General features: G+C 46.3%; 9 protein-coding genes. 2 read left to right on the top strand and 7 right to left on the bottom strand.

Going from position 1 to position 20,509, the window contains the following annotated elements; genetic code table 11:
* Positions 1–18: 18 nt before the first annotated feature.
* Positions 19–780, top strand: a complete 762-nt coding sequence (locus ACOIT5_RS22415; RefSeq protein WP_423128388.1) for a DeoR/GlpR family DNA-binding transcription regulator — start codon at positions 19–21, stop codon at positions 778–780.
* A 91-nt stretch (positions 781–871) separates the two neighbouring features.
* Here the strand turns inward: ACOIT5_RS22415 and ACOIT5_RS22420 are convergent, their stop codons facing one another.
* Together ACOIT5_RS22420 and ACOIT5_RS22425 are read right to left on the bottom strand one after the other, a co-directional pair.
* On the bottom strand, positions 872–1,801 hold the full coding sequence (locus ACOIT5_RS22420) for an HAD family hydrolase (protein ID WP_423128389.1): 930 nt from the start codon (positions 1,799–1,801) through the stop codon (positions 872–874).
* Positions 1,802–1,895: 94 nt separating this feature from the next.
* Positions 1,896–3,458, bottom strand: coding sequence for a glycerol-3-phosphate dehydrogenase/oxidase (locus ACOIT5_RS22425; RefSeq protein ID WP_423128390.1), 1,563 nt, complete (start codon positions 3,456–3,458; stop codon positions 1,896–1,898).
* A gap of 470 nt (positions 3,459–3,928) precedes the next feature.
* On the opposite strand from ACOIT5_RS22425, the gene ACOIT5_RS22430 reads away from it, so the two are divergent.
* A complete protein-coding gene (locus ACOIT5_RS22430; protein WP_423128391.1) occupies positions 3,929–5,920 on the top strand; it encodes a glycoside hydrolase family 97 protein in 1,992 nt (663 codons plus the stop codon).
* 77 nt (positions 5,921–5,997) lie between these two features.
* On the opposite strand, the gene ACOIT5_RS22435 is transcribed toward ACOIT5_RS22430, so the two are convergent.
* The 5 genes from ACOIT5_RS22435 to ACOIT5_RS22455 form a co-directional block, all read right to left on the bottom strand.
* Entirely contained in the window at positions 5,998–8,292 is a 2,295-nt protein-coding gene (locus ACOIT5_RS22435; protein WP_423128392.1) for an alpha-L-rhamnosidase C-terminal domain-containing protein, read from the bottom strand.
* A gap of 227 nt (positions 8,293–8,519) precedes the next feature.
* A complete protein-coding gene (locus ACOIT5_RS22440; RefSeq protein WP_423128393.1) occupies positions 8,520–11,675 on the bottom strand; it encodes a glycosyl hydrolase in 3,156 nt (1,051 codons plus the stop codon).
* Positions 11,676–11,928: 253 nt separating this feature from the next.
* Entirely contained in the window at positions 11,929–15,051 is a 3,123-nt protein-coding gene (locus tag ACOIT5_RS22445; protein ID WP_423128394.1) for a glycosyl hydrolase, read from the bottom strand.
* A gap of 110 nt (positions 15,052–15,161) precedes the next feature.
* Positions 15,162–16,952, bottom strand: a complete 1,791-nt coding sequence (locus ACOIT5_RS22450) for a RagB/SusD family nutrient uptake outer membrane protein (protein WP_423128395.1) — start codon at positions 16,950–16,952, stop codon at positions 15,162–15,164.
* 23 nt (positions 16,953–16,975) lie between these two features.
* A complete protein-coding gene (locus tag ACOIT5_RS22455) occupies positions 16,976–20,380 on the bottom strand; it encodes a TonB-dependent receptor (RefSeq protein WP_423128396.1) in 3,405 nt (1,134 codons plus the stop codon).
* Between the last annotated feature and the right edge of the window lie 129 nt (positions 20,381–20,509).

The raw sequence follows: 20,509 nt of genomic DNA on the forward strand, positions 1-20,509 counted from the left end.
AATTATCATTTCACCATTATGATTACATCACAACGTCACAAGTACATCCTTGAGAAAGTTGCCCAAAAGGGATTTGTATCGGTATCAGAACTCGGTGAAGAGTTAAACGTTTCGACAGTAACAATCCGAAAGGATCTGAAAGCGCTTGAAGAAAGAAAACTACTATACAAGACCCACGGTGGCGCCAGTTCGATTGATCCTTACATCAACGACAGGCCTGTTAATCTGAAAGAAGGTATTGAAGTAGAACAAAAAGAGCTGATTGCCAAAAAAGCAGCAGAACTGGTGATGCCGAATGATTCGATTATCATTGCCTCGGGCACCACGGTATTGGCGCTGGCCAAAGCTTTACATCCCGACCGGAACCTGACGGTTCTGACAAGCGCCATGAATGTGACCCTGGCGCTCCTGCAACACGAGAACATTGAGGTGGTACAGCTAGGCGGTATTGTAAGGAAAAGCTCATCATCTGTTGTCGGGCATTATGCCGAAAGCATGCTTCAGAATTTTGCCTGCAGCAAGCTCTTTCTCGGAGTTGACGGCATTGACCTGGATTTTGGCCTGACCACAACAAATTTAATGGAAGCCCAGCTCAATCAGCAGATGATGAAAATTGCCCAAAAGGTGGTGGTGATTGCCGATGCGACCAAGTTCGGGAAGAAAGGTTTTGGCAAAATCTGCGATCTGGATAAAGTTGATATTATTATTACAGACAAAAGAATTCCCGAGCCTTTTGTGAAAAAAACAGAAGAACTCGGGATTCAGCTATTCATCGTCTGACAGTGTTTTTATTTTGAAACCGGCCTGAAACGAAAGGTTTAAAATTCAACACATTTGCGTCGTGCCGGTTTTCTTTTCTTTCGGAAAGTAATCATTTCGGATTAGACTTATTTTTCCTGATCTTCCAGGCTTCGGTGTGAAATGTCACACGGGGGTCGGCCACATCGTTACAGTTTACAATCAATGCGCCTTCTTTTTCCCAATACGACTTCACGGTGTGTCCGCTCATCGGGCCGTCTTCGACTCCCCTCACCGTCTCATCATCAGGGTTTACAATAATCTTTAAGCCCACCGACTGGTTCAACATATCCATGTCGCCGCGGCTGTTGCCACCTACAATCAGCGGATGCGCCTTAATGAAGGTTTCAATCGTGTGCGCTTTCCCGTCATCCTGGGGAATCGGAAGAATAATTTCGCCGGTGGTTTTTCCATCAGCTACCACGCTTTTGGCGCCAACCACATGGATTGCAGAAAGGCCCAATTCTTCGGCAACAAATTTCTGATACAGCAATTCCGGGGAAGCCGTCAAAATCCAGACTTCAAAACCATATTCTTTCAGATTGGCAATCAGCTCTTTCATTTCCGGGTAGAATTTTCCTTTGTAGGACTTCCGGTAACAATTATATCCGATCATTTCAATTTCTTCGGGTGAAAGTCCGGCCAGAAAATGAACGCGATCCTCAACATAAACCTTACCTACATTATCTCCGTTTTTGACCATTCGGTCCAAAATAGCCAGTTTTTCTTTCGCCTCGCGGTCATTTCTTTTTTTCAGCGCTTCGTCGGCGTACTGATAAAGCGCCTCATCAGCCAAATAAAAAGGAACCTGACCGAAGGTTGTTCCGTCGCAATCGAACACGGAAACTTTCCTTTCCTTCATCGGCAAGGTCGAGTTTAAAAAACTCTCCAGCTTGTCATTCACCGAGTCCGGCCAACCTTTAACCGGACGAAACGTTTGTGCCTGCACCGCTTGCAACAAGCACACAATCAATAGAGAACAGATCAGTGATACTTTTTTCATCGTCTTTGTTTTTCTTTATTTCAGGTGAAAATTAAGTTTTGCCTAAGGCTGATGAATTTAACAGATATTTTTGTGTCATTCAAATTTTGCCGCCCTAATTCAACAGGTAACTTTTTGCCAGTTTCGAGTAACTGGCCACCTGATCTGCTTCCCAAAGCTGATCCCGCCCCAATTCACGCGCCATAATGCCGGCCACTTCAGCAGCCATAGCAATACTTTCCCGGGCGTCCAGCAGCAGAGCCCTTGTCCTTCGTGCAAGAAAATCTTCCACGGTCCGGGCCATTTCTTCGCGAACCGCCCATACCACCTGGGCTTTAATAATTTTCATCCCTGTGCCCAGACTTTCCCCCAACTCAGGATTTTCCCGGACGAGTTTCATAACGGCATCTTCATCCGTTCCGTACAAGGACAACGGCCCCTGGTTTCCGTTTATTTCTTTTGAACCATGAATGGGTAAGGACCGGGTCACGGCCTTGCGCTGAGGTAATTTTCCAACCTCAATGAGCTTGTCAACCGAATCTTCCGCCATTTGCCGGTAAGTAGTCCATTTTCCACCAATGATCGTAACCAGATTTGATTCGCTGACAACAATCCGGTGTCCCCGTGATATTTCTTTCGTTTTCTTGTTATCTCCTGTCGGTGCAGCCAGCGGTCGCAGTCCGGCGAAAACACTTTTCACATCAGCCCTCGTTGGAGCTTTTTTCAGAAAACGGCCTACGGTTTCCAAAATAAAATCTACTTCTTCTTCTAAAGCCATTGGTTCAAGTTCGGCTTTTTCCTTTTGAATATCCGTTGTTCCGACCACCACCTTATCGTGCCAGGGAATCGCAAATAAAACACGTCCGTCGCTTGTTTTTGGAATCATAATGGCATGATCGCCCGGGACAAACTCCTTATCCAGCACCAGATGTACTCCCTGGCTCGGACGAACAATGTCTTTCGCTGAAGGATCATCCATGCGCAGGATATCGTCGACAAAAACACCGGTTGCATTCAGCACGGTTTTGGACTGAATCGTATATTCTTTTCCCGTCTCCTGATCCACGGAAACGACTCCGGCTATCTTCCCGTCATTTTTCAACAGCTTCACCACCTTCATGTAGTTCAGGATTGTTCCGCCGTGATCCTGTACCGTTTGGACCATATTTACGGCGAGGCGGGAGTCGTCAAACTGACCGTCGTGATAGACAACCCCTCCCCGCAACTGTTCGTGAACTAAGGTCGGGATCCGGTCCAGCGTTTTCTTTTTCGCGTATGGGAAAGACCTTCCAAGCCCCAGCTTTCCGGCCAACAAATCATACAAGGTCAAACCGATGGTATAAAAAGGCCTCTCCCACCACTGATACGCCGGAATAATAAATCGCTGGTCTTTTACCAGGTGAGGAGCATTTTTCTTCAATAAACCACGCTCGCGCAAGGCCTCCAGCACCAAAGCGACATTACCCTGAGCCAAATACCGAACCCCTCCGTGAACCAGCTTGGTACTCCGGCTGGACGTTCCTTTCGAAAAGTCGTATTGTTCCAGCAAGAGCGTTTTAAACCCGCGGGTAACTGAATCAATGGCTGCGCCTAAGCCGGAGGCTCCCCCGCCAATAATCACCACATCCCATATTTGATCCTGCTGTGCGATTTCGTTTAGTTCCTTATCCCTGCTCATAATCGATATAAATAGTTTCCTTTAATTTTATAATGTTTCATTTAATTACAAATTAACACCATTAAAAAAACAAAAGCAAATATTTTGAAACCTTTTTGAAACTTTTCTAAAACACAGGAAATCATACCTGAAAACCGGGAAAAAGCGACCATGTAGTGATCTTGTGAAATTGCCTGAGTAGTATGCCTTTTTCACTCAAAATTTCTCAAAATTGAAAGGCAATTAAAAAATAACAGTCAGGTGAAACACCGGCACCATTAATATTGAGTCCACTCCGAAAAGTCTGAGTTCATCGATTTTCAACTTTTTTACCCCTGACCCGACAATTGCCGGGGAACCTGGTGGAAATCAATGAACTCTTCAAAGTCCCCTTCAGGGGATTTAGGGGTAAAAAGACTTTTTAGAGTGGGCTCAATATTGTATCTTTAAACCCGTTTTAAGTTAAATACTCATATAACACTACTAATCAAATGAAAACATCGATTACATGTATCTTTTTATTGCTCTTTGCGGCAAGTGGTTTTGCACAACCGCTGATCCTGAAATCGCCTGACGGCAACCTTCAGGTGACCATCGAAACCGGAAATCAACTCCGTTTCTCCGTCAGTCACGGCCAAACCGAAGTTTTAGCTGCCTCCCCGATCTCGATGAGCCTGAAAAACGGGACGGTATGGGGAATAAACCCGAAGTTAAAAAGTAATAAGGCTCAGAGCGTTAATCAAACGATCAGCGCTTCGATTTACAAGAAAAACGAAATTCAGGATGTTTACAATGAACTGATCCTGAATTTCAGCGGCAATTACAGCGTGATTTTCCGGGCCTATGACCAGGGAGTTGCTTACCGGTTCACAACAACAGCCAAAGAAGAAATTTTCATCCAAAACGAAGAAGTCAGTCTGAACTTCAGCCACGACAAGCAGGCATTGGTTCCTTATGTACGGGATTTTGACCCTCAAAATTTCGACAGGCAATTTTTTAATTCTTTTGAAAATACCTATACCCACCTGAAAATAAGCGAACTGAATAAAGACCGGCTGATGTTTTTGCCCATGGTGGTTGCATTGGATGACGGGAAAAAATTGTGTTTCACCGAAGCCGACCTGGAAAGTTATCCGGGCCTTTACCTGATAAACCGGACCGGAAATACCTCGTTGACAGGTGTTTTTGCACCCTATCCGAAACAAACAAAACAAGGCGGTCATAATATGTTGCAGCAAATTGTGACCGAACGGGAGAACTATATTGCGAAACTAAGCGGACCGCGCAGTTTTCCGTGGCGTGTGCTGGCAGTATCGGCCAGTGATAAAGAATTGCTGAACAACGACTTGGTTTATCTGCTGGCAGCTCCTTCGCGCGTACCGGATATCTCGTGGATTAAACCCGGGAAAGTTGCATGGGACTGGTGGAACGACTGGAATATTTACGGAGTGGATTTCCGCGCCGGGATCAACAACGAAACCTATAAATATTATATCGACTTTGCAGCTGACCACGGAATTGAATACGTTATTCTGGATGAAGGCTGGGCCGTTAATAAACAGGCAGACCTGTTGCAGATTGTTCCTGAGATTGACGTGAAAGAACTGGTCGGCTACGGGAATGCCAAAAATGTGGGAATTATTCTCTGGGCAGGCTATTGGGCCATGGACCGCGACCTGGAAAATGTATGCCGAACTTACGCTGACATGGGAGTCAAAGGCTTTAAAGTGGATTTTATGGACCGCGATGACCAGCTCATGGTTGATTTTTATTACCGCTGTGCCGCTACAGCCGCCAAATACAAACTGATGATCGATTATCACGGTGCCTATAAACCCACCGGTCTCCACCGCACTTATCCCAATGTGATCAATTTCGAAGGCGTATTCGGGCTGGAGCAGTTGAAATGGTCGCCAGCGGAAGTCGATATGGTGACTTACGATGTCACCATGCCTTATATCCGAATGCTGGCCGGACCGCTCGATTACACGCAGGGCGCCATGCGTAATGCGTCGCGCCACAACTACCGCCCGGTAAACAGCGAACCCATGAGCCAGGGTACGCGTTGCCGCCAATTGGCTGAATACGTGATTTTCGAATCGCCTTTCAACATGCTTTGCGACAACCCCTCGAACTACATGAACGAGCCGGAAAGTACCCGTTTTATCGCTGAAATACCAACAGTATGGGATAAAACAATCGCGCTTGACGGCAAAATCGGCGAATATATCGCTATCGCCCGTCAAAAAGATGGCATCTGGTACGTGGGGGGATTGACCAACTGGGACAAACGTGAACTGACGGTCGATTTGTCGTTCCTGGATGAAGGAAACTATCAGCTGGAAATTTTCAGGGACGGAATCAATGCCGACCGGGCTGCCCGTGATTATAAAAAGGAAATTGTGCCTCTGCCGGCCAACAAAAAACTAGGCGTCACGATGATGCCCGGAGGCGGATTTGCTGCAAAAATTTCAAAGAAATAACAAGCTGCTATAGCTATTAACCAGGGAGAACAGGATTACTTTTCCGAAAGAGAAGGAAAGCTGTTCTCCCTGAAAAACTAGTGCAAAATAACTTCAAAAGCTGAATTTCCGGAGCCTGTTCCTTCAATAACAGCATACTTTCCTTCCTGACGGTATTGTACAACAGTCCCGTTCATCATCACCTGCTGCGATTTCGACCAGAAAGGCAAATACACATCTGCCGTTGAGTTTGCCGGGATTGTTACGTTTAAACGAAATGATTTGCCGGGATTGTTATCAAACGAAACGCTCACATCACCCCGGATGGTCGGGTGTTTTATTTCAGCATGAGACAGACTGGCCGGCTGAGGTTTGATCCGGATTTTCCGAAATCCCGGTTCAAGCGGTTCAATGCCCATTAGCTTGCGTGGGATAATGTTGGCAGGGACTGCTCCCCAGGCGTGGTTCCAGTCCTGGTTGGGTTTGTATTTGTTGTCCCAGGCTTCCATGGAAATGGTCGAACCGGCCCGGATCATGTTGTACCAGCTTCGTTCCGAAGTTGAAGTCAGCAATTCAAGCCCGTAGTCGCCATTGTTGCCATCATAAACCGCATCCATCAAAAACTGCGAGCCATACACGCTGCACGCCATTCCCCGCGAACGGATAAAATCGTTAATGGCCGCGATATTTTTCTCCGGGGCCAGTCCAAAAGCCAGCGGAAACATATTGGCATGCAGCGAAGCGTGTCCGGTGCCAATGCCATCCACGTAAATTTTCCGTTTTTTGTCAATCAGTTTTGAATTGAAGATTTTTTTGAGGGTGGCCGCACGTTTGCTGTAAAATTCACTTTCGTCAGCCTTGTCCAATTGGCTGGCAATGGTCGCCATCACGTTTAATGCAAAATAATGATAAGCGTTGACCACCGTGTTGATATCCTGAAAAACAAAGCCGTCGGTTTCACCCAGTTCGTTTTTTCCCAGGCCGAGGATGCCCGTGTGCGGCCAGTCCACAATGTCGCGCAGGTTGTCGTTCAGGTGAATGGATTGCAACAGGTCGGGCGTCACTTTTCCGGTGCGGGTGCTGATAAATCCATCTTCATCAGCTAAATCCAGCAGGGTTTTAGCTTTTAAATCCATGTAGAATTCCTCCAGCGATTCTTTGTTTCCGGTGTACAAAAAGTCATTCCAGGCCATTAACATCGACTGCAAGATCCATTCGGTAGGCCAGGTGGCATGATGGATGAGGTATTCGTGGGAATAGCGGCCCATGCTGTACTCGCGGGCAACGCCGTAATGCCCGAGTTGATTGATCAGCGCATCGGCTTCGTAAGAAATTCTCTCCCGGTCGCCATCCACGTAAATGCCTGCAAACGAAGTCGCTTTCATCGAATATTTACACAAATCCCAAACCTGGTTCAGCACTGTATCGGAACTCGAAAAATATGATTCCGTTTCATCGAAAGGATAAAATACGGATTCACGGATGATTTGTTGTTTTTCAAGCTGTCCGTCATATCCTTCGATTTCACAATAACGGAAAGGCAACACATCGCCGATTTCCACCGGAATAGGAATGGCCCGCGGGCCGGTATTCCGTTTGTCGGGCACGATGGCGATGATGTAAGTGTTCCAGCCATTCTTCAACGCCAGCTTATATTCCGAAAAACGCCTGCTTCCGCCGGGATTCCGGTCAATTCCCCCGTCTTTAACCACTTCGCCCATGCGGATTTTGATCGTGTCGCCTGTATTTTTCCATTCCAATGTTAACCGCAGCCGCCCGAAAGCTGCTTTTCCAAAATCAATGAAAGATTCGTTTCCCGAGGCAGTTTTGATGGCCACCGGAAACTCGTCTTGTTTTTGCAAGGGGTAACGAGCCGTGGCATAATCCTGCAGGCTGGCAGCCATTTTAAATAGCGAGACGGCTGAATAGGCCGATTCCACACCGTGGTTGTCCCAGGTTTTTACCTTCCAGAAATAAACCGAATCGGGCTGAAGGGCTTTGCCTTCATAACAAACATTCACCGACCGGGCGCTTTCTGTTTTGCCGCTGTCCCAACAATCGCCCACATCGTTTTGAATATCCTTCAGGCTGGAAGCGACTAAAATGCGGTAGGCTACCTGCAAGGTGTTGTTCTTTTCTGAATTGACCACCCATCCAAAAAACGGTTGTTTTTGGGCAATTTCTGCAAACCGGAAATTTTCCCGGTGGCCGATCGCTTCATGCAGCGGAGTTTGCACCGGATATCCATTCAGGAACACCTGCCCGGCATGAGACAGCAGGTTAACGGTGAGGCCGGAAGGTTGATTGGGTTCAGTTGTTGCGTACCCTAAAAAGCAGCTTGCCAAAAAGAAAAAAAGCAAAAGAAACCGGAAGCGTATATTAATTTGACTCATCATTATTGGTTTTGGGAAAATTTTCCGTATTTATTTTTGTTTGATAGTTGCACATAAAACTACTTCTTTTTCGGGAATATCATGGTAATGAAAGTTTGTATCCGTATACAAGTTAAGCGTCAAATAGCGACCGCCATGCTGTCCTCCCTTCTTTAATAAAAACCACATAAACACATAGAAAAAAATTAATTCATCTTATGTATCTATGTGATTCAAAACGAATTTCATTACTTCACACAATACACTTTAAAGGTCTCAAATAAACCGTAATCAATCAGAGCGTAGTCCGAAGCGGCAGGGCTTTTTTCGGGTGCATTCATCCAGGCGTGCGGCCCCCAGATCCAGTTATCGTTTTTGTTGTAAAACACGCCAAAGGTATTTTTAAGGCTCCCGGTAATTTGAACGGTAATTTCGTTTTGCCCGTTTTCCAGTTCGCCGGTAATGTCCAGTTCATAAGGCGCCCAGGCGATCAATCCGGCAGCTTTGCCGTTCACCAGCACTTCGGCAACCGTGCCTTTCCACTGGCCCAGCCCGAGGTGATAACTGCATCCGTTTTCTTTTTCAATTTGAAAATTTTGAGAATAAGAAACCTGTTGCGAATAAAACGGCAAACCTGCCGCCGCCCATGAGCCCATACCGGTCAGTTCACCTTCCGCGAGGACAAATCCGTTGGCATCCGGTTTCACCAGAAAACCGCCCAATAAATAAACAGGCATAATCTCCGTCAGAATAGTCATTCGCGGCGATTTTAAGGTGATGGTGTTTTTGCCTGTTTTCAGAAATTGCCCAATGGCAAACACGGGGAAATCTTTGTCAATCCAGAAGGCATCAGGGACTTTTTCAGCCAATTCACCATTGACAAAAATCTGCCATAATTCGGGACGTTCCACCACTGCCCGGATATTTTTGACCGTTTCTTGCGAAAGATTTTTGTCGATATAAAAATGATAATTCGCCTCGAACCCTGAGCCGGACTGAAACAAAGAATCCATCTCGAGGTAGCTTTTTTTGTATTGAACTTTGTGTTGCCACGGATTGCCGATCTCTACGCCGTTTTCAGTAAACAGATGATTGGCCGCTTTAACAAAGTAAATTTCTTTCTGATCCGTTTTGGCCGTTTTCAGATCCAGGTAATTGATTGGAAGGAGATTGTCAGACTCCCGTTTGATCCTCATTTCTCCGGAAGCAGCTATTTCTTCTCTGTTTTTTTCTTCGGAAACAAACTCCGGCGCTTCGCTTTTTTTGTTTGTAACCGCGAACAGAGCGCTTCCGCCAGGTTGCAGTTCAAACTCAAAAGAGACACGTTTATTGGCTGAAGCGGCCGGATACGAAAATTCTTTTCCGCTCAGCAAATCAATCCAAATGACCTGTTTGCCTTGTACAGAGACAGTGGCTGCCGCCTTTTCGGTTTCGTGCGAATTTACCACAAAAACCAGTTGACCGTCATCCAGCATCCTTTGTTGGTGATACAACATGCCATTGTTGGTTTTATCCAACATCTCAAATTCATGACTTGCAAACATCTGGTTGGCAATGCTGTCATTCAAATCGCGGACAAAAAACCACTGCTCCGGATATTGACTAGCCAATTGATTCACTTTATCCGATTCGGCGCCGTTGAGCCTTGCAATCTGTCTGGTGAAACTCAGTAGTTTTCCACCTTGTTCCAGGTATTTTTGCAGAAGTTCAAATGTCTGCTGATCGATATTTTCCATTTCCGCAGGAATGACCACCAGCGAATACGCCCGTTGTCCGACGACCATTTTCCCCTTGTTTACCTGCCCGAGTTCTTTCAATACATTTTCCGAGCCGAGGTCGTATTCCCAATGTTTTTGTTCCAGTTGCCAGACAAAGTTTTTAAAACCATCGCGAATGGTTTGGATGGTTGGATTTTTTTCTTTCCTCGAAAAATACATCCACGCCGTGGTGTTGGGCTGAAGCACCAGCGTGTGGTTAATCTGCTGCCCTGCGGCCATCGCCATACTGATCCGCCCGAGGTAGTCGCCCAAAATTTTGTAGTGCGCCCACCAGGGTTCGTGATACGAAAAAGAAGGAGGATAATCGAATTTGCGGACGCCTTTGATCGTGTAATACGAAAGGTGCTGGTTGACAAAGTTGACGCCCAGCACCGCCTGCCAGTCGGCCAGCCGTTTTTGTTCCGCGAAATCCATTTGCCAACCGCCGCCACCGTATGTTTCACTCAAAGTCCGGGTCCGGCCGGCCTGGTTGGCGGCGCTTGCCAGTTCCCGAACGGCGCGGTCGTTACCAAATTGTCCGCCCAGCCCTTCCCTGTCCAGCTTATTTCCCAACATATCTACCCCGGGTTGCTGGTGCCAGATGTAAAACGCGGCTTCGTCAAAACCATGCGTGGGTTCGGGCCAGCCGTGTTCCCAGTAATGGCCTGTCCATTTCAGGTTTCTGTCATCGCAGTATTTGCTCCAGGGTTTTGCCCAGCGGTCTACAAACAGTTCGAGCAGCAATTCGTAATAATCGTGCCTTACTTTTTTCCAATCGCCTGTTTCTTCAACCAGCGATGGCAGGTTTATTTTCAGGTCGTATCCCCAACGCTGCTGAAAAGTTTCCCAAAGACCGGGCGTCCAACGCAGCATGGTCCCGCGCGGCATAGCCGCTTCCAGGTTCGGTTCATCGGTGAAAATGCCCGGAAGCGTATTGCCAAAATAGGCGCTGTTTCGCTCGTAACCTTTGGTCATGGTCAGGTCGATGAATTTTTCGGTTACCCCTTTTACCAATAGGTCAACATAGGTAAACCCTCCGTACCAGGGCGATTTTTGCGGATAAGTTTTCCGGAAAATATAGAAGTCCCCTTTTTTGCCGTTCCATTGTACCAGTTCGGAAGTGATATCGGTAAAACCATTTTCGGTTTGATGAAGCACCACTACGATGGTATCATTGGGTGCAACCGTCAGTTCCTGCTGAATTTCGAGCCCCAGCCCGGCGCCGTGTTGGTAGGAATCGGGCATTTCGGCAGGTACATGGCCGCCTGCAAAACCGGACGGATATGAGTTTTCATCGTAAATCCATACCTTCATATCCAGCTCTTTTCCTTTTTGAAGGGTATAATCAAACAGGTGAAACCATTCATCCGAAAGGTATTCGGTGATCAGACCCGGGCGCGGGTGTACAAAAACGCCACCAATACCGGCTTTTTTAAATTCCTCCATTTGAAAAGCAATTCCTTCTTCCGTGATGTCGTCATTCCAGTCCCACAGCGGGGCGCTGCGGTATTCCGACGGCGGATCGACAAGCAGTTTTTTCAGCTCAGCATAAGAATGGATACCTTCTTCAGTTGCTTCTTTTTCATTGCAACCAGTAAGAAATACCATGAAGAGGGCGGCAAAAACCAGTAGATAAGTTTTTTTCATTTTATTTTTGATTTAGTCGGGTTTTATCAACAAGCACAGTTAGGTGCAAGTTATGAATTATTTACCCTTCCTTCAATTTGAAAAATGATCGAAAAACTTTGAAAATTGACACAGAAAAGAGAAATTATTATTTGCCTTATTTAAATAATTTTTTCGATATACTCGGCACAAATCAAACTGGACCGGAACTCGGTCGGAAAAACCATCAAGTTTTCGAAAAGCTTTTAAAACACGTTCTCTTGAATTCATACCTTTATTTAATGTTCATTTTTTTTGAAAAGATAAGGGATACCGGCCCTATCAAACCTGACTCCCGCAGGAATTTTTCGGCATCTGGCCCATCAAATTTGTTGATGTTGGTTTTGGTCAGCCTTTCTTGTTCCGGCAGTTTTCCATCACCGATCAACCGGTTTGGCCATAAGTTGGTAACTTCTATTTCAAGTTCATTTTTGCCATCTTTTAGGTAATTGGTCACATCCATTTCGTAGGGCGGTGCCCAATTGAGGTTGAATCGATGCCCGTTCAGTTTGACCACGGCCATTTCGTGTAGGTTGCCTAAACTGAGCATAGCTTTCTTTCCCTGCAAAATTGTCTTTTTCAAATGGAAGTCTTTTTCATAAACGGCTGTCCCTGAATAGTACCTGACACCGTCTTCAGAAAGTTCGGTCCATGACTTAAGCTCATCCAATACAATTGTTCCCGGCCCTCCCCATTCCGTATCAAAATGAACATTCCAGCTACCGGCTACCGGGATAACCTGTGCCGTCTCGTTGAACTTGACAGTTTGTATTCTCCCATTTGACCAAAACAGGGAATAATTTCCGGGTTTAAAAGCTGTTGCTTTCCACTGACCTTCCGATTGCTCAAATGTAATAAACGGATGTGCTTTTGCTTCAAATTCATTTCCGGGGAAGAGTTTCTTCCCGTCTTTTTCAATTTTTACAATATGATTTTCGGGCAGTTGGTCGGTGAAAACTACAAAAACGGAACCCTCAGGCTCCAGGTGGAGCGGCACAATGGTGTGCCCGTCTTCTTCGCGGTAAACTGCAACCGGCCTGACCTCGCCTGTTTGCGGGTTCCACAATTGAGGTGTTTTACCGGTTACACGGAATTTGCACTCCACCTGTTCAAAACGGTCGGGAAGATCAGTAAGATAGCGATATTCAAAATCATTAATCCCTTTCCGGGCAAAGCGGTTCACCATAAAATAAATATCTGCACTATCGGTCCTGCGGTGGATGTAATCCAAAGCTGTTTCTTTATCCGGACTTGAAAACGTCAGATCGGGGTTCACCCTCATCCCGGCCAAAATCTCATTGACATCTTGTCCCCAAATAACCCGGCCTTTTCCATAACGGTTTTCAGTTGTGTTTTCGCCATCAATATTGCCCCATAAGCGGGCAGCGACACCTGCCAGTTCCTTATCGCTTTGCGGGTACCCTCTTAATCCTGTTGTTGCTTTTGGCCGCGGTGTAATAACGGTTAAACCCGCGTGAACCAGTTCCTCCACTTTCTTCAGTACTTCCAAGTCGATGGCTTGTTCCGGGGCTAAAACCAGGATGCGATAACTCATTCCGTCAGGCAACACGATTTTTTCACCATCAAACGAAACCCGGTTTAGAATTATATCTTTGGAGCACTTGTCCCAATCGTAACCAAAATTCAGCTCCGGATATTCTTCTTTCAGAAAAACAAAATTTGGCACGTCGTCACCGTAATAATACAGCACATCGGCTACAAAAACACCTTGCTGGAGCATAAAACTGCAACGGTTAAGGTAACTGATAAAATCCGCGGACTGCTCCCACCAGGTCACATTCGGGTTCAAGTGAGTGCCTGCAAAATATTCGTTGCCCGGTTTGCCAAATTCTTCAGGCGAAGATGTGAAGGTGTGCCAGACAATGCGGTTGACCCCTGAGCAAAAAATCCGGTCGAGGTTGGCTTTCAGGTCTTTGGGTGAACGTTCCCATTGCGGGCCGATGCTGGTAGGCCCTTCGGCAGCGACGAAACGTTTGCCGTTGGTATGGGCAACACAGGCGCTTTGTTTTACAGCCAACCGGGCGGCATCAGATACGCGGTGCGTATTGGACCGCGCCCAAAATTCGCCCTGGGGGAAGTCGCTGATGGCCATTACTTTCAGCGCATCGACCGGAGCAGAATGCGGTCCGCCCGATTCGGGATGAATGCCCATGCCATGTTTGTGTGCCAGCTCGGCGAAAAGCCTGTAATGGTTTTCGGCGACGCAATCGCCAACAGTTTTCCTGAGATCGTGCAAAAACCGGTTCGATATTTCTTGGCTTTCGACCACACGGCCTGTCATTACGGGGAGGTATTTGTCCAACTTGTAACCTCTGAACTTTTCAAATTCTTCCGGGAACCGGTTTGTCCAATTCACTGTTCCCATTTCCCAACTGTCGGTTTGCAGGAATCTGACGCTGTTGCCAACAGCCTGTGCCGAGTCGATAAGTGGCTGGATGACCGTTTCCCTGAAAAGCTCAAAGGCGGCAGGGTTTAGATGGTCAAGCGAAAACCCTTCCCAACCATCACTTGTGGTAGAAGTCCTTGCCCCTGTACAAGTCCAGCCATAGCGAATTACCAGCCAATCGCCTTTAGGGGCGTCCCATTTTAACGTTGCTCCGTCAAAATTTGCAGTCAAATCAATGATATCTTCTTTTCGGATAACATTAACGTTTACCGGATGGTTGAATCCATCGCGTAACTCGTGCAAAGGATAGATTCCCTGCCAGCCCATGGCGCGGTTAAATGATTTTTTGTCCCAATGGATGATGGCATCATTTTTTACAGGCGAATTTTTTGCCGGCAACGGAATGGCCTGTACCATCACATCTTTATACGCCAACGTTGTTTCAGGTTGGAGCAGCCTGATTGTCAACTGTTTGCCTCCGGCAACTTCTATCTCATTGTAAACCAACTTTTTAAGAGCCATGTCAGGGGTGATGGATGGGGCGCCGGGGTTCCATCCGCTTTGCACGTTCACGCTTAACTCAATGCCAACCCGGTCGGCTTCTTTCACAGCATGCTGGTATAGTTCCATCCACTCAGCGCTCATAAAAACGGGGCCGGCAGCAGTTTTTTGCGCCACCGAGTAATTCGAGCTTCCGGCGTCAACGATTGACGCCCCCCCGTAGCCTTTGGCTTTCATTTCCTCCAGATCGCGGGTAATCGATTCTTTTGTGGCCATACTGTTGAGCCACCACCAGTAACAGCGGAGCTTTGATTCGTCTGGCAAGTGTAAGAATCCCTCTTTGACCACTTCAATATTTACTGATATGTTCGTATTTAATGAATAGAAATTCTGTCCCGATACATTCAGAAAATCACAGGCAACAATAATTAAAAGGATTATTTTATTCATGTTTGGCTGGGTTTAGGTTATTTTATGAGACGACCTGAATACGGAAGATTAAATTTAGGACAGCCGGATTTGGGCTGTCCTAAATTTTGCAAAAAACAGTGAAAATAAGACTACCGGTTTGTCCAGCCCGGGTTTTGGGCCAGAACAACATCTTTGTTGGTGTCGATTACCGCTTGCGGAATCGGCCAAAGGTTGTAATTGAATGTCAGCGTAGCTTGCGTTTCGGGCCAATAGGCATAATTGCGTATACGTTCCACGGCAATGGTTCCGCCCACACGCAATAAGGTATTCCACCGGCATTCTTCGTAAACAAGCTCCCTTGCGCGTTCATCAAGAATCATGTCAAAATTGTCATCCATGTCGACAGCCGACACCAGGTAACCGCACTGGGCGCGTTGCCTGAGCAAGTTGATATCGGCTGCAGCTCCGGCTTTGTTCCCCATCCGTTGTTTTGCTTCTGCGCGAAGCAGGATCGTTTCGGGAAGACGGATAATATAATCATCACGGAACAGGTTACTCCTGTTCTCCCCATCGGCCAGTCCGGTATATTTATCGGTAGCAATTTTGCAGGAAACCGGATAGCAAAGACTACGGTTATTGGTATTGGTTGTTGCATCTGCGCCGCCATTATACATAACTTCCCAGGGTACCGGGTTTAAATAATAGGGAGAACCGGGTACATTCCCGATGAACGACCTTCGGTAAACAATATCTGAATTCCTCATATCATCTCCCCATTCATTTGCATAGATCAGATCGCGTGAATACATGGTTGTAATCATCTGGGCGATCCCGCGCCCGCCAACTTCTTCGAGCGTTCCCGTGAGGTGGTTCTTCGCTCCGTCGCGAAAAACCGGCCCATAAGCCCGTGAATAATTTAGCTTTGATTTCCCGTCTTCTGCTTTATACGCGGCATAATCGATCTGAGCAGCCCAGATGCATTCTTTGTTTCCATCCTGATAATTCACACTTCCTTCCTGAAACAAGTCCCAATAGTAGTTGGCCGGCAAACTGAGTACTCCTACTTTTTCACTTGCACTTGAAACACCATTTTTGTAGATATTGATGGGAATGTCAGTTTCGGAAGCCCGGGCCCCAAAACGAGCGTTCATCAGCGAATAAATCCCACCATCAATCACTTGGCTGGCATAACTAACCGATTGGGTAAAGGCCGCCTGAGCCTCCGTTTCTTTGCCTTCGGTCTGGAGCTGAATTCCCAAAGCGAGGTACAATTCGGACAAATTATGCTGAGCTGCCCCACGAACAATCCGTCCGCCACTGGCCGTTGTTTCGGGCAAGTCATTTAGGATCGCTTCTATCTCGGTAATGGCAAACTGGTAGGTGGCCACTCGTGTAGCTCGTTCAAAGTTGAACAACGGAAACTCGACCGGTTCCGTAACGATGGGGACACCGCCAAAAAGCTCGCCCAGGTTACGATAAGCAAAAGCCCTGAAAAATCTGGCTTGCGCCAAAACATATGCTTTCTCACCGGCCGACGACCACGACAAAGCGGGTAATTCAGCCGCATGAATGGCAATATTCGCCCTGGAAATTACATAGTACCATGTCGAAAAATTGTCGTAGAAATTCCCGTTGTCGGGATTTATAACACTATAATCGCTGAAAGTATTTCCTCTCCGGATACTTGGCACGTCGTACATATCGGTTCCTTTTCCCCTGAAAACATAAATCCACCCTGTTTCAGAAGGATTTACCCATAAATCGCGGATGTGGGAATATATAGAAACCACCACCTGATCGATTTGAGAGGAAGTGGTAAATGCATTCTCAACCGTATAAAAAGTAGACGGATCTTCCTGCAGGAATTTATTGTCATCGCAGCTTATCATGCCTGTGAGAAGTATCATAAGCCCCAGATAAATATATTGTATTCTTTTCATAATCGTAAGCATTAGTATTTTGGTTAAAAACTGATATTTGCACCGATTGAGTAGGTTGAAACAACAGGAAAGGTATTCTCCAGGTATCTGGCTCCGGTTTCCGGATCGCCACCGTCCCAATTGGTAAAAGTAGCCACATTTTTAGCCGCAAAAAATAATCGGAGCGAACTGATATTCGCCATTTTTATCCAAGGCTGATTAAATGTATAAGACAGCGTGATATCCTGGATCCGTACAAATCCGCGTGATTGTAAACCAAGGTAACGCCCGTCGGCCGAATAGGTTGCTGAAGGGTAGGTATTGCTCCTGTTTTCGGCGGTCCAGGCTGGCTTGTAAGGCATATTATCATTAAAGCGGTCGGTCCGGGTCAGGAAAGCAGGCGTATTCGTCTGAAGATAATGATTGTTCCCTCCGAATATTCCGGTGACCAGCATGTAAAACTCGAAATTTTTATACCGGATATTGTTGCTCATGTTCAAGCGGAAATTCTCCTTGGTATAACCAACGATGGTGCGGTCATCTGCCGTGATTCCGGCTACATTGTCTAAATCTTTATATTTGGGCGAGCCGGGCGCAGCACCAGTCAAAGCGCGATATTCCGTATCATCTTCCTGTACAATTCCATCCTGCTGATAACCGAAGATGGCTCCAAGAGATTTACCGATAAACAAACTGTTACCAATATCGTCATCTTCTTTTCCGTCACCGTCAAGATCATCTCCATAAAGTTTTTTCAACTTATTATTGTTCTTCCAGAAAGTGACTCCTGTCGTCCAATTCAGATCATTTTTCTGAATATTCACGGAGCGTACCGTTAATTCGATACCCGAATTATTCACCTGCCCCATGGATGCTAACACTGTTTTGAATCCGTTCATCACGGGAATGGTTCGGGTAAAAATCTGATCAGTGGTCTCCGAAAAATAAACATCGAGATCTGCAAATAGCCGGTCTTTTAACCAAGCCGACTCAAAACCCATGTTCCACGATTCGGTACTTTCCCAACCCAGCTCCGGATTGCCCAGCGTACTTTGCACCAAACCATAACTAATTTTGCCGGGAGCATCAGAAAACTGGTAACGATAACCACCTGTTGGTCCGTTGGCTACCTGTGACAAAGTTCCGTAAGGCCCCAGTCCCTGGTTTCCGTTCTGTCCCCATGCCAATCTCAGTTTCAGGAAGTCAAGCGGCTCAATATTTTCCATGAAATCTTCATCCGAAATTTTCCAGGCAAGGCCAAGCGCTGCAAAATTTCCCCATTTTTTATTGGCACCAAATACGGAGGCGCCGTCCCTGCGATATGAACCTGTCAGGTAATATTTACCGTCAAAAGAATAGCTAAGACGTCCCAGGTAACCGATATTCGCTTTTTCGTAACCGCCGATCTGGTTTCCGTTGACGCTGCTGTTTACATAAAGATCAACTTTCTGCACGGTTGCTTTATGGAGTCCCCACATGCCCAGCGCCGTATTGCCGTTAGCAGCGAAATCAGAACCTGTGACATAGATGATTTTATACTTCAGGTAATCGCGGGTGGCCACCAATGTACCTTCTACACTGTGTTTTCCAAAAGTATTTTTGTAATTCAGAATATTATCCCACACGTAGCTGTTCATGCTGTTTGTATTCAGATTTCCGTTTGCCCGTGCAAGAAGCGACTGCACCGTTGCCGGAGAATAGCGGTCCAGGCTCGAACCTTCAGCAATATAATAATCTTCGTAATAAAAACTTCCCGATTGATTCTGATCTGAGTTAATCAGGTAGTTCAATCGGTAATTAAGTCCTTTGATCCAGGGAACATCAATAGAAGCATAACTATTTAGCCGGTAATTGTTTCTGACATCTTTATTATCGGTTGTCCCGTCGTCAACTCCCCACAAAGGGTTAACCAATGACTGTGTGTACGGATATTTCTCCAGATTTCCCTGTTCATCACGATACAGGACCCCGTAAGGCGACATTTTTTGTGCGCTTTGAATGTTCGCTGCAAATCCGGAATAATCCCGCCGGGAGAAGCTTCCATCAACGCCAACCTTCAACCAACTGGTAATTTCGGTGTTCACTTTTCCCAATACCGAAATTCGTTCAAAATCGTCGCCAACAATAGCCCCCTTGTTGGTATTGTATGACGTGGAGAGGTAATAATTGATTCCCTTACCTGCCCCGGACACGGCTAACTGATAATCCTGAATGATGCCGGTTTGGGTAACTTCATCCTGCCAGTTTATTTCTCTGCCAGCTTCCAGATTGGCCAGTTCGCCGGCTTTCATCCAGTCGGTAGAACCTTCCGTATAGCTGTTGCGGGCATTTACCGATTTAATCCACTCAGCCCCGTTCATCATTTTGGGGCGGTTTTGCCAGGTATGAACGCCGGCAGAGGTATTAAAGGTAATCAGCGGTTTCGCCGAACTTCCGCGCCTAGTTGTAATGGCAATAATCCCGTTTGCCGCCCTCGACCCGTAGGCCGCCGCCGAAACAGCATCTTTCAGAATATCAAAGCTCGCAATATCGTTCGGATTGATGTCATTCAAGCTTCCCATATAGATCACCCCATCCAAAACAATCAACGGATTATTGTCGCCGTTAATGGAATTCTGACCTCGAATCAACATGCTGGGTTCGCCACCAGCCGAATTTGTAGCGCCAATGTTCAGGCCCGAAACATTTCCTTTCAGTGATTCCAACGCATTCAGATTCGGAGCCAGAGAAATTGGTGATCCTTCCATTTTCACTGAGCTCACCGAACCGGTATACTCACCTCTTTTGGCAGTACCATAACCAATCACAATCACCTCATCGAGAGCCATTTCATCTTCATTCATAAAAATGTTAATGGTTTGTCTCCCGTCAATGAGTATCTCCTGTTTCTGCATACCCACAAACGAAAAAACCAGGACTTCATCAGACCTTGCCTGGATGGCATAATTCCCGTCTGCATCTGTAATAGTTCCAACCGTAGTCCCTTTCACCACAATTGCTACCCCGGGTAATGGTTCTCCCGTGGCATTTGTTACTTTGCCCGTAACGGGTGTTTGTTGTGATGAGACCAACGTTGCAGAGGTTTTAGGCGTGATAATAATCTGCCTATCCATCACAACATACTTTACATCCTCCCCCTTAAACAACAAATCGAGTACTTCTTCAATTCCCCGGTTTTCAACCTTCACGTCAATAACCTTGTTAACATTAATCAAGTCGTTGTTGTACAGGAAAAAATAGTTGGTGGTATTTTCAATCTCTCTCAGCGCATATTTAATTGTTGTTTGCTGAAGATCAAGTGAGATTTTGGCATTCTGGGAATAAGTACCTGAAGCCAGGCTGCTTAGCACCGAGAAGCACATCAAGAAGATGTTTAGTTTAACCATAATTAATACTCTTAGCCAGACGCTGCTTTTACAAGCGCCCGACGCGTTTACATTTTTTTTCATAACTTTGAAACGGTATAAGTTTATAACTTGTAACATTACCTGAACCAGTCATTCAGGTGAAACATCAACAGGGAAGTGTGCAACCACTTTCCTGTTCTTTGTAAAACGGCATTATATCATAGGCTTTCT

The organism is Gaoshiqia hydrogeniformans (genome assembly GCF_049347105.1).
In the GTDB taxonomy this organism is placed as follows: Bacteria; Bacteroidota; Bacteroidia; order Bacteroidales; family Prolixibacteraceae; genus Gaoshiqia; species Gaoshiqia hydrogeniformans.